The sequence below is a fragment of the Flavobacterium soyae genome (assembly GCF_021245985.1).
GTDB classification, from domain to species: domain Bacteria; phylum Bacteroidota; class Bacteroidia; order Flavobacteriales; family Flavobacteriaceae; genus Flavobacterium; species Flavobacterium soyae.
This window is the reverse complement of sequence record NZ_JAJQXA010000024.1, coordinates 1-13900: the sequence shown is the minus strand read 5'-3', so window position 1 is coordinate 13900 and position 13900 is coordinate 1. Positions and strand designations below refer to the sequence as shown.

Here is a 13900-nt window from a genome sequence, read left to right as displayed (position 1 = left end):
GCTTTTTTTATTCCCCAAAATCACAAAAAGCAAATAAAGTATTATATTGCTACACTATTTAAATACTTTTTAATTCACTGAAATGCCACAAATCATGAAAAAAGTTTACCTGCTAATTACATTAATTTCCATTTCTGTATTCTCCCAGAAAAAATTTGACAACATTCAATCCGAAAAACTAGGAGAAGAAAGAAGAATAACAATTGGACTTCCTGCTTCTTACGATGCAAAATCAGATAAAAAATATCCCGTTTTATATTTATTAGATGGCGATTATTTGTTTGACCCGTTTTATGGAGCCGTAAGTTATGGCAATTATTGGGACGATATTCCAGAAATGATTATCATTGGTATTCATCAAAATAAAGATGAAGAACGTTACGACGATACCACAATTGATCAAAACGAAGGACTGCCTTTTGAAAAAGGAGCAAAATTTTTTGAATTTATTGGTTCTGAACTAATTCCCTATGTAGAGAAAAAATACCGTACATCGCCTTTTAGAATTATCGCAGGTCATGATGTAACAGCAAGTTTTGCTAACTTTTATTTGTATAAAGAAGAACCTCTTTTTAATGCCTACATTTGTTTGAGTCCGGAACTTGCACCAAAAATGGAAGTTAGAATTGCCGAAAAATTTGCCAAAATACAAAAACCAATATTCTATTATCTTTCTGCCGGAGAAGGCGACAATAAGAAAATAAAAGAACCAATTGAAAAATTGGCCGGAAATATTAAAATCGCAAATAATCCGTTAGTGAATTATAAATACGAAGTATTTAAAGGCGCAACACATTATACTGAGGTTTTACATTCGATTCCGAGTGCATTATATCAGATTTTTGAAATATACAGACCTATAAATTCTGCCGAATACAACGACAAAATTGCAGTTCTTCAAACAGGTTATGCTGATTATTTGCAAAAAAAATACAATGATATGTCTGAAGTTCTAGGCGTTCAGATTCCGGTTAGAATGAGTGACTTTAAAGTAATTGAAAATATTATTTTAAAAAGAAATGCCTACGACGAATTAGGAAGAATGGCTGAAATTGGAAACGTAAATTATCCGAAAGCCATGTTAGGAGAATATGAATTAGGCTTGATGTACGAAAAAATGGGCGATCCTAAACATGCTTCAAAAAAATACCAAAATGCTTCGCAAATGGAGCCAATTGGTGACTTGAATAAAGATTTGATGTATGAGAAAATTGACGAAATGAATACGCTTGCCAAAAAAACCAAATAATGTCAAAAGTTAAAACTTCCTTTTTTTGCCAAAACTGCGGTACCCAATATTCTAAATGGCAGGGACAATGCAATGCCTGCAAAGAATGGAATACTATTGCCGAAGAAATAATTCAGAAGCAGGAAAAAACAGCGTGGAAAAGCGAACCAAGCTCAACAAGTAAAGCTCCGAAACCTTTAAAAATAAATGAAATCGATTCGGCTCAGGAAATCCGTATGGATACTACTGACGGCGAATTGAATCGTGTTTTGGGCGGCGGAATTGTTCCGGGATCTTTAACCCTTTTGGGCGGAGAACCAGGAATTGGAAAAAGTACACTTTTACTTCAAATCTCATTAAAATTACCTTATAAAACGTTATATGTTTCTGGAGAAGAAAGCCAGAAACAGATAAAAATGCGCGCCGAAAGAATTACACCAAGCAGTGAAAATTGCTATATTCTTACGGAAACGAAAACACAGAATATCTTCAAACAAATTGAAGCGATTCAGCCTGAAATTGTAATTATCGATTCGATTCAGACTTTACACACAGATTATATCGAATCTACAGCCGGAAGTATTTCTCAAATTAGAGAAACTACTGCCGAATTGATCAAATTTGCAAAAGAAACCAATATTCCGGTTATTTTAATAGGTCATATTACCAAAGACGGAAATATTGCCGGACCAAAAATTCTGGAACATATGGTTGATACCGTTTTGCAGTTTGAAGGCGACAGAAACCATATTTATCGAATTCTTCGTTCGCTGAAAAACCGTTTTGGATCAACTTCTGAACTCGGAATTTACGAAATGCTCGGAAGCGGTTTGCGCGAAGTAAGCAATCCGTCAGAAATATTAATTTCGCACAAAGACGAAGAATTATCAGGAACCGCCATTGCCACAACACTTGAAGGAATGCGTCCGTTAATGATCGAAATTCAATCTTTGGTAAGTACCGCAGTTTACGGAACACCGCAACGAAGTACAACAGGTTACAACGCCAAAAGACTAAACATGATTTTAGCTGTTCTTGAAAAAAGAGCTGGATTCCGTTTAGGTGCAAAAGACGTTTTCTTAAACGTAACCGGAGGAATTTCTGTTGATGATCCTGCAATTGACCTTGCCGTTGTTGCCGCTATTTTATCATCAAACGAAGATATTCCGGTTGGAAAAGGTTTTTGTTTTGCCGGAGAAGTTGGACTTTCTGGAGAAATTCGTCCCGTAAATCGTGTTGACCAGCGTATTCAGGAAGCCGAAAAATTAGGCTTTGACACCATCTTTGTTTCTAAATACAATAAAATTGCTTTAAAAAATACCGGAATCAAAATTGAACTTGTGGCAAAAATTGAAGATGTTGCGAGTATTCTTTTTGGTTAAGTTTTTTTGCTGCAAATTAAACACGAATTTTTTATTTAAATTGCACCTATTCCAAAGTAAATATCACATCAAATTAATTCGAGAAATTAGTGAAATTGCTTCGTCTGTTCGCTATCGCTCGAGTCGTGGCAAAAACCATCCTACTAACGAACAATCCTAAAATCTTTTACGAAATAGACTTTATGAATTTTCCAAAACAAAAAATTTTCAAAGCTTTAAAAATACTTGCCCTGGTATTGATTTTGCTTTGCATTGGATTATACTTTTTCCGCAACTCGCTTTTAAAACAGGCCGTTGCAAAAGTAACCCATAAAATGGCTGTTGACTATAACAGTGACTTTTCTATTAAAGAAGCTTCTTTTGACGGCTTATCCAGCATCAAACTCACCGATGTTGTTTTAGTTCCTAAAAATGCCGATACACTTTTAAAAATTAAAAATATTGAAACCAGCGTCAGTTTAAGCAATTTACTAATTGGCGATGTTCAGGTTGGAACTTTAAAAGTCGACAACGGTTATATACAATTAGTTAAAAAAGGAAAAATCCGCAACTTTGATGCTTTCTTAAAAAGAAACCGTGACGATTCTGAAAAAAGCGAAAAGCGAAAATACGGTGCTTTTGCCTATCGTATTATTTCAAAACTGCTCAATTTAGTTCCGACTGATATGAATTTGGAAAACTTCCAATTCAAAATCGACGACAATGGCAAAAAAACGGCTGTAGCAATCAATAAGCTTGTTTTAAACAACAAACAACTTGAAACCAGTATTCATGTCCAAAGCAAAGATTTTGATCAGCGCTGGAACTTAAAAGGTTTTGCAGACCCAAGAAATCAAAAAGCAGATATTCGGTTTTTTAATTTAGATACCGGAGCCATTCGTGTTCCGTATCTTGATGAAAGATATGGTTTAAAAGCAAGTTTTGATTCTATCCGTTTAAACGTTGAAAATATTGATAAAAGCGGAAGCGAATTACATCTTGATGGTTTTACTTCTATTGTAAACCTAAAAATCAATCATCCAAAAATTGCCAGTAAAGATGTTGTTATAAAAAATGCACGTTTTGATTACCGCTTTTTATTGGGGGATGATTTTATTTCAATTGACAGCACCTCAACAATGACGCTGAATAAAATAAAACTGCGTCCATACGCTTCTTACGATACCGAAAAAGATACAGTTTATACTTTAAAAGTTGATATTCCGAAAATGAAAGCGCAGGATTTTATTGTTTCGCTTCCCGATGGTTTATTTACACATTTTCAAGGAATGCAGGCAACCGGGAATTTCGATTATAAACTTGATTTCAAATTCAACAAAAATAAACCAAACACACTTGTTTTTGACAGTAAACTCAAAAAAGAAGATTTACGAATTACAAAATATGGCGAAGCCGATTTAAATAAACTAAACGGCGAATTTGTCTATCGTGCCATAATTCAAAATGTATTGCAAAGACCGGTTTTGGTTGGAAATGCCAATCCAAATTATACACCTTTAGACCAGATTTCTCCTTATTTGAGAAAATGTGTTTTAACAACCGAAGATCCGTCGTTCTTTTCACATCGTGGTTTTATAAACGAAGCTTTCAAACAATCGATTCTAAAAAACATCAGAACTAAAAAATTCTCACGCGGCGCGAGCACGATCAGCATGCAGTTGATTAAAAATGTTTTCCTAACCAGAGAAAAAACGCTTTCGCGAAAGCTTGAAGAAATCTTATTAGTTTACATTTTAGAAAATAACCGAATTGTAAGTAAGGAAAGAATGCTCGAAGTGTATTTCAACATTATCGAATGGGGACCAAATGTATACGGAATTGGTGAAGCAAGTCATTTCTATTTCCAAAAAAGTCCGTCGGCTTTAAATGTTGATGAATGCTTGTATTTGGCTACTATTATTCCGAAACCAAGAAAATTCATGTATCAGTTTAATGACGAAGGAAATCTGAAAGATTATGCATTAAAGAATCAGAAGTTTCTAAAGAACTTAATGTTTCGCCGTGGTCTTTTAATTCCTGAAGATACAATTGGTCAATTACCAGTTTATATTTCAGGAAATGCTCGTTCTTTAATAAAAATCAAGGCTCCGGATTCTACTGCAGTTCCGGTGGATTCTTTGTCTGGAGGAGATGAGTTTGATTTGTAGGTATTTGCCATGAAGGCGCTAAGGCACAAAGTTTTTTTACACTAAATGTTATAATCTCGCAAAGTTTTGTCATTTCGACCGAAGGGAGAAATCGCACTAGTAACTCTACAAAGATTGTCGATTCTCTTTGCGGAAATACTAGTGCGATTTCTCCCTTCGGTCGAAATGACAATATTGCGTCTCTCCTGCAAGGTTTTCAAAACCTTGTAGGTGTTTGTTACTATTTACTCTCTAATACCTACAAGGTTTTGAAAACCTTGCAGGAAACGATTATCTAAAGTTCCTTAAAAATTCTTCCTTATAAGTCGATGAAACCTCAATTTCAGTTTCGTCATTGAGTGTAACAATACCGCCTTTATTATAAGATTTTACACAATTCATATTGATAATATGCGATTTATGAACCCGAATAAAAGGTAATGGCAAAATCTCTGAAAAGTGTTTCAAAAATCGGCAGACCATTTTTTTACTTCCGTTATTGAGGTATAAATCGGTGAAGTTACCATTGCCGCGAAGACGTACTATTTCTTCCATTTTTACCACTTCAAAACCTTCAAGTGTTGGCAGAATAACTTGCTGCTTTTCCGGTTTTTGTTCGTGAAAGTTTTCTACAATAATTTTATTTCTGTTGAAGATTTCGTTATTCATTATTTGATGCTGCACTTTATTTACAGCAACAATCAATTCTTCAATACTTATGGGTTTTAGCAGATAATATGCCGCACTCTGGTTCAAAGCTTTTAGTGAATATTCAGAAAAAGCGGTGACAAATATGGTTTCAAAATGTAAATTTTTACAAGCTTCCAGAACATCAAACGCATTTCCAAAAGGCATTTCGACATCCAGAAAAACCAATTGTGGTTTCACTTCGTGAAGCAGCGGAACGGCTTCTTTTATATTTTGGGCTTCACCCACAACCTCAACTTGCGGACAGTATTTGCTTAAATAGTTTTTAAGCACTTCGCGCGCGGCAAGTTCATCTTCGATAATTACACTTTTTATCTTTTGCAGTGTCATCATATTTTGTCAATTAATGGAAAAACAATTTCAACAATAGTTCCCTTCTCTGCTCCTTCTTTTTCCAAAATCTTAAATGAAATATCTTTTTTATACAATTCATTCAAAAGATCAATTCGCTCTTTTGTATTGTTCAAACCACGGGATTCGTATATTTTCTGATTTGTTGTTTTAAGCTCGCGGCTTTTGGTTAAACCAATTCCGTTATCGTCAATGGTAACGATTATTTTTCCGTTTTTAAAATCAAACCGAAGCGATAAAAATCCTTTTTGGTCTAAATAGCGCAATCCGTGCCAGATTGAATTTTCTAAATGTGGCTGGATAATCATATTCGGAACAAAAACCCTTTCAGCATCCAGCGAATCATCTACCATAATTTCAAAATTGAATTTATCCTCAAAACGTAAATGCTCTAAATCCAGATATTTTTTAAGCTGTTCGACTTCTTTATCTAAAGAAATAAAATCCTTATTGGAGTTTTCCATCATATTCCGCATCAAGTTCGAATATGAAGTCAGATATTTATTGGCTTCCAGTTCTTTATTTTCTGATATAAACTGATTCACACTATTCAAACTATTGAAAATAAAATGCGGGTTCATTTCACGACGCAGTGACTGCAAAGCGATTTCTTTATTTTTTATTCTGATAGAATACAATGCTTTCGAAATAAACGTAAACAAGAGCAGCAGTAAAACTACCGAACCAATCAAAAAATAATTGAATGTATTTTTCTTTGAAATTAGTTCATCTTTTAGTGTTTTTTCTTTTTCTAACTGACGAATTTTATTTTCGGTAATCTGAAATGTTTTGGCATCGATTAAAGTCGTATCAGAATGAATCAGCTTTTCGAAGTTTTGAAAAAACTGTTCATACAACGCCATACTTTCTTTGTCTTCGCCTTTTGTTTTGTAATATTTAATTAAGGATGACAGGCTTTTTTTGGCTTCCGCCGAATTTCCTTTTTGAAACGATAAATCATACGCTTCTTTCAAAGACGAAATTGCTTTTTCCGGTTCTGCTTTTTCAAAATAAAGAGATGCCAGCGATTGCAGTTGTTTTATTTCGGTATTATAATCTTTATTGTTTTTAGCTTCGGCAAGCAGTTTTTCATTTATACTGACAGCTTTATCAAACTGATTGTCTTCGGCATAAACTTTTGCAATTTCATTCTTGATTTTAATTACAGCTTCGGGTTTGTCTTTTGCATAAACTAATGCCTTTTTATAGCTTTCTATCGCAACCTTTTTATCTTTTAAGTCTAATGAATTTTGCGCTTTTTGCACATACGCTTCTGTTACTTCCTCACTCTTCTTTTCCTTTTTCAGCAATTCAATATTAGAATCTACATAATTCTTTTGACTTGCCGGATTTGCCTTATTTTTAAGTCGGTTGGCATCATTTAAATTTATCTTTTCTTCAGAAACGTCTTTTGCCAAAGAACCCGCAGCTTCATAATTTTTAATTGCCGAATCAAAGTTCTTTTGGTTTTCCTGTGTTTTAGCTAAACTTCGGGTTACACGCGTTTTATCTTCCGTTAGTTTTAGTTTGGTATAACTGTTTAATGCTCTTTTAAAATATTCCTCGGCTTTGGCATTATCTCCATTATTTAAAAATTCATTCGCCAGCCTTTCGTAATTCTGGGCAATTTTTGCTTCATCATTTTCATCTAATGATTTAGATAAATCATCGGCTGCTTTACTGATTTTGACTTGTTTGCTTTTTTCACTTTTCTGCACAGGAGCTTCCTGCGCTATTATTTGCTGTGGAAACAATAACACTAAAAAAAGCAGACTAAAACTAATTACCAAATGATGTTTCACAAATAAGTTATTTAGAAAGTGTAAAGTAACCTAATTTCAAATTCCTATCCTATATTTTTCACCAAGTCAAACAACCTGTTGACCCATTCTGTCAAAAATACGTTTTTTCGATCAATACATTTGATTGCTAATTCTTAAAAACCGTAATTATGAAAAAACTATTCTTTACAATTTTAACAGTACTATCTTCTTCATTTATAATTGCTCAGGCTTCGGGAAATGTCAATTATCAAAACCAAGGGTATTATAACAACAACACCATCAACATTAATTTTCCTGCAAATGATGATATTGTTGTAAGCGTAAAAGGGCTTGCTAATATTAAAGCAGATGCTTACACTGCAATTTTCAGCGTAACTCAAACGGGTAAAACCACTAAGGAAGTAAATGATTTAATTGACCAAAGAATCACCCAGTCACTCAATGAAATTAAACTTAAAAAAGGTGTTGAGACTTTTGTCGACATGATTTCATTTGTTCCTGTTTATGAATATGAAACAGAAAAAAAACTTTTTAATCGTAAAACCTATAATGAAATGCCCGCAGGATTTGAATTAAAGAAAAACATTCATATAAAATATTCAGATCCCAATCATCTCAATGAATTTATTTCCATTTTATCCAATAATGAAATATACGATCTGGTAAAAGTGGATTATTTCTCCAATACATTAGAAACCATTAAGAAAGAAATGATGTTAAAAGCAAAACTCTTGATTCAGGAAAAAATAAAAAATTATCAGGAACTGCTTGGAGAAACATTTACAAATGCCGAAAAAAGAATCGCCGATGATTATATCGTAAATATTCCTGTAGAAATGTATCGATCTTATGAAGCTTACAATGGTTCTTCTTTAAACTTAAAAAAATCGGCAAACATTAATCCGCTTAACAAATCTGTTACACTTTATTACCAGCCTGTATTTAATAAAGAGTTTGATTTTGTAATTAATCCTGTTGTTTTAGAACCTGTTATTCAAATACAATACGAAGTTAAAATAGCGATTAACAGAGAAAAGAAACAAGTTCTAAAAGCAGACAAAACGGAGAAAGAATTTATTCTGGTGACTGCAAATGGTGATTTAAAAATATTGAATACAAACACAGCCAGACCAATTCATTAATCTGGCAGAAACATTTCACCAAGTCAAAATGCCGTTTCACCATTTGTGCAAAAAACGCGCGTTTTTAGTTTTTAAGTTTGGTCTGTAATCATCCAATTAAAACTAAAATTATGAAATCAAATCTTTTTATTTCCGCGTTTTTTGCTACTGTATTTTCTATCGCTGGCTATAATTCAGCTAATGCAAAACCAAAAAATAAAACTGAAATTGAAAAACCGGCTTCTGCCGCAGCGACTAAAATACAAGTGGCGCTTTTACTGGATACTTCGAGCAGTATGGACGGTTTAATTGATCAGGCAAAATCGAGATTATGGAACATCGTGAATACTTTGACAACTTTAAAATATGAAGGAAAAACTCCGGATATCGAAATTGCTTTGTATGAATATGGGAATGATGGTTTGAGTGAAAAATCAAATTATATCAGACAAATTACACCACTTTCGACAGATTTGGATTTAATTTCTGAAAAACTATTTGCCCTTAGAACCAATGGCGGCAATGAATATTGCGGCGCTGTAATTCAGGATGCAACAAAACAATTAAAATGGGCATCTGAAAACAACAGCATGAAACTGATTTATATTGCCGGAAACGAAGAATTTAATCAGGGAAAAATCAGCTATAAAGAAGCAATCAGCAATGCTTTAAAAAATGACATTTATGTAAACACGATTTTCTGCGGTAATAAAACGGAAGGAATAAGTACGTTTTGGAAAGATGGCGCTGACTATGGAAAAGGAAAATATTTTAATATCGACGCCGACCAATCTGTAGAATATATTGCAACGCCTTATGACGATGAAATCACTAAATGTGATGAAAAAATAAACAAAACCTACATTAATTATGGTGCTAAAGGAGCTGCCAAAAAAATGAATCAGGCTATGCAGGATCAAAATGCAAAAATGGTTTCGAAGGCTAATTATACAGATCGCGCCGTGAGTAAATCAAAAGCGGCTTACAAAAATGAAAGCTGGGATTTGGTCGATAAAACAAAAGATGATGCCACAGCACTTTCGAAAATTAAAAAAGAAGAACTACCTGTTGAACTCCAGGATAAATCGACTGAAGAATTGAAAAAAATTGTAGCCGAGAAAACGAAGGAAAGAGAAACGATTCAAAAAGAGATTAGCGTATTGGCAAAAAAACGTCAGGCTTATATTGATACTGAAGCCAAGAAAACCAAAAAGCAAGATGATCTTGGCAACACAATAAACACGTCGATAATTGCTTTTGCAAAAGTGAAGGGTTATACAGTTGAGAAATAAATCATGCTGCAAATCCTGAAACATGAAAAAGAAAATATTCTTTTTGCTTTGGCTGAGCATTTTGGGTCTAAGTTTTGCCTGCAGGAATAAAGAAGAAAAACCAGAAATCATTAAGAGTTCAAAACCGGTTTACTCCTACGAAGAGAAACTAAAAAGTAAGATAACTGAGATTAGGATTTTTTTGGGGAAAACTCCTAAATACAATTCAAATGTTGTCTTCTTATTAGATATGAAGATTGAATCTGGAAAAAACCGGTTTTTTGTTTACGATTTAAAACATAACAAAATACTTAACAAAGGATTGGTTGGCCATGGTTCCGGATCAGAAACCGGAATTGCCGGAAAACTGCAATTTAGCAATACAAAAGATTCTAATTGTAGTTCGCTTGGCAAGTATGAAATTGGCAGTTCATATTTTGGAAGATTTGGAAAAGCATATAAATTATACGGTTTAGACAAAACGAATAGTAATGCTTTTGATCGAAATATTGTACTTCACAAATATGCAGACGTTCCTTATGAAGAACAAATAAATCCTATTTGTAATAGTTTGGGATGCCCAATGGTTAACGAAAAGTTTTTTGGCGTAATCGAAAAATTGATTGATAGTTCTAAAAAGAAAATCATTTTGGTAATTTATTATTAAGTTAAACCAACCTTTCAGCCGTTTTTGTTATCTATACTTATATAAAACACTTTAAATTATACTCCGATGATAAAAAAACAAGCAACAGCGCTCTTATTATTGTTAGGCATTTTTGCCTTTGCGCAAAAACCAATTTTCACCACTGCAAAAGTAAAAGCGGCAACGGTTTATTTTAATGCTGCCGAAATTTCTCAAACTGCAAGTACAACTTTACCGTTAGGAACAAGCGAAATTGTGATTAAAAACGTGGCAGTAAATTTAAATGAAAGTTCCATTCAAATTGGTACGCCGGCAAGTGTAACGGTTCTATCGGTTCAGTTTACTAATAATTATATTTCAGAATATGAAACCGATCCTAAATCGCCTTTATTGAAAAGAGTTCGTGACAGTATTATTTTGGTTCAAAAGGAAATTTTGAAAGTAAATAATACTATTAATTCTGAATCAAAAACCATTCAGTTATTAGATAAAAACCAACAGATTTCCGGCGTAAATTCTGGATTAAATGTTGCCGAATTAATGAAAATGGTGGAGTATTATAAAAGCAAACAAATAGAAATTGCAAACAATATTAATACGCTAACGGAGAAAAAGCAAAAACTAGATGAAACGCTTCAAAAGCTAAACAACAAACTCGAAGTTGACACAAGTAAAGAAGAAAAAACCTCATCTGGAAAACTGATTGTTCAGGTAATGAATAGCGTAGCCGGACCGGTTCCTTTAGAAATATCGTATTTAACCAATAATGCATCCTGGTCTCCTTTTTATGATTTACGTACCGAAAGTGTTGCGGCTCCAATTAACATGATGTACAAAGCACAAGTTGTTCAAAATACAGGAATTGACTGGAAAAAAGTAAAACTGACTCTTTCCAGCGGTTATCCAAATCAAAATAATCAAGCACCAATATTGAGTTCTTGGTTTCTGGCGAATCAGCTAAATGATCAAGTTATTACTACTTCGGCTTATGGAATCAGCAAAAGGAATCAGATACAGAGAAGTATTTATAAAGATAAAAAAGTAAGTAACGAAATGGAAATGGCGGCACCGGTAATGGCAGAATCTTCTGTTTCGAATTACACAACAGTTGCAGAAAACCAGCTTAATATTTCTTTTGATATTGATATTCCGTATGACATTTTATCGAATGGAAAAATTCACAGCGTATCTTTAAAAGAAATAAAACTTCCGGCAACGTATAAATATTATGCTGTTCCAAAAGTGGAAAATGACGCTTTTTTACTTGCTGAAATTGCAGATTACAGCAAATACAATTTATTGCGAGGCGAAGCGAATATTATTTTTGAAGGAATGTATGTTGGTAAAACGTTTATTGAACCGAATCAAACCAGCGATACTTTGAATTTGAGTATGGGACGTGATAAAAAAGTATCTATCAAAAGAGAAAAAGTTGCTGATAAATCGGGAACTAAGTTTTTATCTGCCAAAAAAGAACAGACTTTTACTTTTGATATTACGGTAAGAAATAATAAAAAAGAAGCGGTTGAATTGCTTTTGAAAGATCAATATCCGTTAACTACAAATAAAGATATTGAGGTAGAATTACTGCAAAGTGATTCGGCAAAAGTAAATGTCGAAACCGGAATATTGACATGGCAATTGCAGTTGAAACCAAATGAAACTAAGAAATTCAGAATTAGTTACAGAGTGAAATATCCAAAAGATCAGACTTTGAACTTATAAACAGATAACATTTTAAACACGAATTCCACAAATTAACACAGATCAATCCGTGAAAATTTGTGGAATTCGTGTTTTAAAAAGCCTTCGACTTCGCTCAGGCTGACACTCAAAATTTAGAAGTTTCATGGTATTGTCAGGCTGAGCGAAGTCGAAGCCCTATGCAGCAAATAATTACGGTGCCGGATCTGGAATAATTGCCTGAACGTGGTTGATTTCAGCTATAATTTCTTTTGATAAAACTACATCAATTGTAGCAATGTTTTCTTTTAACTGTTCCATTGTTGTTGCACCAATAATTGCGCTTGTCAAAAATGGCTGCTGTAAAACAAATCCCATTGCTAATTCAGTTAACGTTAATCCATGTTTTTTAGCAATTTCCTGATACAATTTTGTTGCTTGTGTACATTGTTCGCTTTTGTAACGTGTATATTGCGGAAAAAGGTTAACTCTCGCATTTGGATGTGCTTCGCCCGTTAAAAATTTACCCGTTAAAACTCCAAATGCTAAAGGAGAATATGCCAATAAACCAACATTTTCATATTTTGAAACTTCGGCAGAGCCCACTTCAAAAAGACGGTTCAATAAATTATAAGGATTTTGAACGGTTTTAATTCTTGGCAGGTTTTGATATTTACTTTCTTCTAAAAGACGCATCATTCCCCATGCGTTTTCATTTGAAACACCAATATGTTTAATTTTTCCTTCTTTAATTAATCCGTCAAACGTTTCCAGGATTTCTCTGAAATGATCTTCCCATGCATCATCATAACCATTAAAACCACGCTGTCCGAAATAATTTGTTTTTCGTTCCGGCCAGTGCATTTGGTACAAATCAATATAATCGGTTTGAAGGCGTTTTAAGCTGTTTTCTAAAGCATATTTTATACTTGCCGGAGAGAAATCTCCTTTTTCTCGCATATAAGTAAAATTCGGGTTTGGTCCTGCAATTTTAGAGGCTAAAACGACTTTATCACGATTTCCTGATTTTTTAAACCATGTTCCAATAATTTTTTCTGTGCTCCCGTAAGTTTCTTCACGTGCAGGAACTGAATACATTTCGGCAGTGTCAAAAAAGTTTACGCCTTTTTCTAGTGCGTAATCCATTTGAGCGTGGCCTTCAGCTTCTGTATTCTGCTGACCAAAAGTCATCGTTCCAAGATTTATTTTACTAACTTTTATATCTGTATTTGGGATTGTAGTGTATTTCATTTTTTTTTAAGGTTCTAAGGTGCTGAGTTGCTAAGATTCTAAGGTTTTTATTTTGATACTTTTTATGTAGGTGCAAAGTTTTAGAGCCGCAAAGGTACAAAGGGATTTTGCAAATCTAAATTTGACAAAGGTTAAAAAAAGTACAAGATTTTTTTTAAAGGTGCTAAGGTTCTGAGTTGCTATCCCGATAGCTGTCGGGACTAAGTTAAAATTCATCGTAATAAAAAAGAGGCTGTCTCAAAAGTGAGGCAGCTTTTTTTGTGGCATAAAAAAAGGAAAGCTTTCGCTTTCCTAATTCTTGCAATTTGATTAAATTGCGGTGTGTGTATAGCTTCAAAAGTAGTCTTTA

Annotated in this window: 10 protein-coding genes; 7 read left to right on the top strand and 3 right to left on the bottom strand. The window is 33.6% G+C overall.

Annotated elements, in window-relative coordinates:
* Positions 1-94 precede the first annotated feature (94 nt).
* The 3 genes from LUU93_RS20360 (at position 95) to LUU93_RS20350 (ending at position 4757) form a co-directional block, all read left to right on the top strand.
* A complete protein-coding gene (locus tag LUU93_RS20360) occupies positions 95-1249 on the top strand; it encodes an alpha/beta hydrolase (RefSeq protein ID WP_232682998.1) in 1155 nt (384 codons plus the stop codon).
* Entirely contained in the window at positions 1249-2610 is a 1362-nt protein-coding gene (radA, locus tag LUU93_RS20355) for a DNA repair protein RadA (RefSeq protein ID WP_232682996.1), read from the top strand. Before LUU93_RS20360 ends, radA begins: the two co-directional genes overlap by 1 nt.
* Before the next feature lie 182 nt (positions 2611-2792).
* Positions 2793-4757: a transglycosylase domain-containing protein gene (locus tag LUU93_RS20350; RefSeq protein ID WP_232682995.1), complete on the top strand. Its 1965-nt coding sequence runs from the start codon at positions 2793-2795 to the stop codon at positions 4755-4757.
* A gap of 270 nt (positions 4758-5027) precedes the next feature.
* Here the strand turns inward: LUU93_RS20350 and LUU93_RS20345 are convergent, their stop codons facing one another.
* Both LUU93_RS20345 and LUU93_RS20340 read right to left on the bottom strand, forming a co-directional pair.
* Positions 5028-5777, bottom strand: a complete 750-nt coding sequence (locus LUU93_RS20345; protein WP_232682994.1) for a LytR/AlgR family response regulator transcription factor — start codon at positions 5775-5777, stop codon at positions 5028-5030.
* Positions 5774-7597 (bottom strand): tetratricopeptide repeat-containing sensor histidine kinase, encoded by a 1824-nt coding sequence (locus LUU93_RS20340; protein ID WP_232682993.1) that lies wholly within the window; start codon positions 7595-7597, stop codon positions 5774-5776. The genes LUU93_RS20345 and LUU93_RS20340 overlap by 4 nt, the downstream gene beginning before the upstream one ends.
* Before the next feature lie 149 nt (positions 7598-7746).
* On the opposite strand from LUU93_RS20340, the gene LUU93_RS20335 reads away from it, so the two are divergent.
* The 4 genes from LUU93_RS20335 to LUU93_RS20320 all read left to right on the top strand — a co-directional run bounded on the left by LUU93_RS20335 (position 7747) and on the right by LUU93_RS20320 (position 12342).
* Positions 7747-8721: an SIMPL domain-containing protein gene (locus tag LUU93_RS20335; protein WP_232682992.1), complete on the top strand. Its 975-nt coding sequence runs from the start codon at positions 7747-7749 to the stop codon at positions 8719-8721.
* Between the two features lie 110 nt (positions 8722-8831).
* On the top strand, positions 8832-9992 hold the full coding sequence (locus tag LUU93_RS20330) for a vWA domain-containing protein (protein WP_232682991.1): 1161 nt from the start codon (positions 8832-8834) through the stop codon (positions 9990-9992).
* Positions 9993-10014: 22 nt separating this feature from the next.
* Positions 10015-10638 carry a murein L,D-transpeptidase catalytic domain-containing protein gene (locus LUU93_RS20325; protein ID WP_232682990.1) on the top strand — a complete coding sequence of 208 codons (624 nt, stop codon included), beginning with the start codon at positions 10015-10017 and terminating at the stop codon, positions 10636-10638.
* A gap of 66 nt (positions 10639-10704) precedes the next feature.
* Complete coding sequence (locus LUU93_RS20320; RefSeq protein WP_232682988.1) at positions 10705-12342, top strand: DUF4139 domain-containing protein; 1638 nt, start codon at positions 10705-10707, stop codon at positions 12340-12342.
* A gap of 171 nt (positions 12343-12513) precedes the next feature.
* Here the strand turns inward: LUU93_RS20320 and LUU93_RS20315 are convergent, their stop codons facing one another.
* Positions 12514-13551 carry an aldo/keto reductase gene (locus LUU93_RS20315; RefSeq protein WP_232682987.1) on the bottom strand — a complete coding sequence of 346 codons (1038 nt, stop codon included), beginning with the start codon at positions 13549-13551 and terminating at the stop codon, positions 12514-12516.
* Positions 13552-13900: the final 349 nt, after the last annotated feature.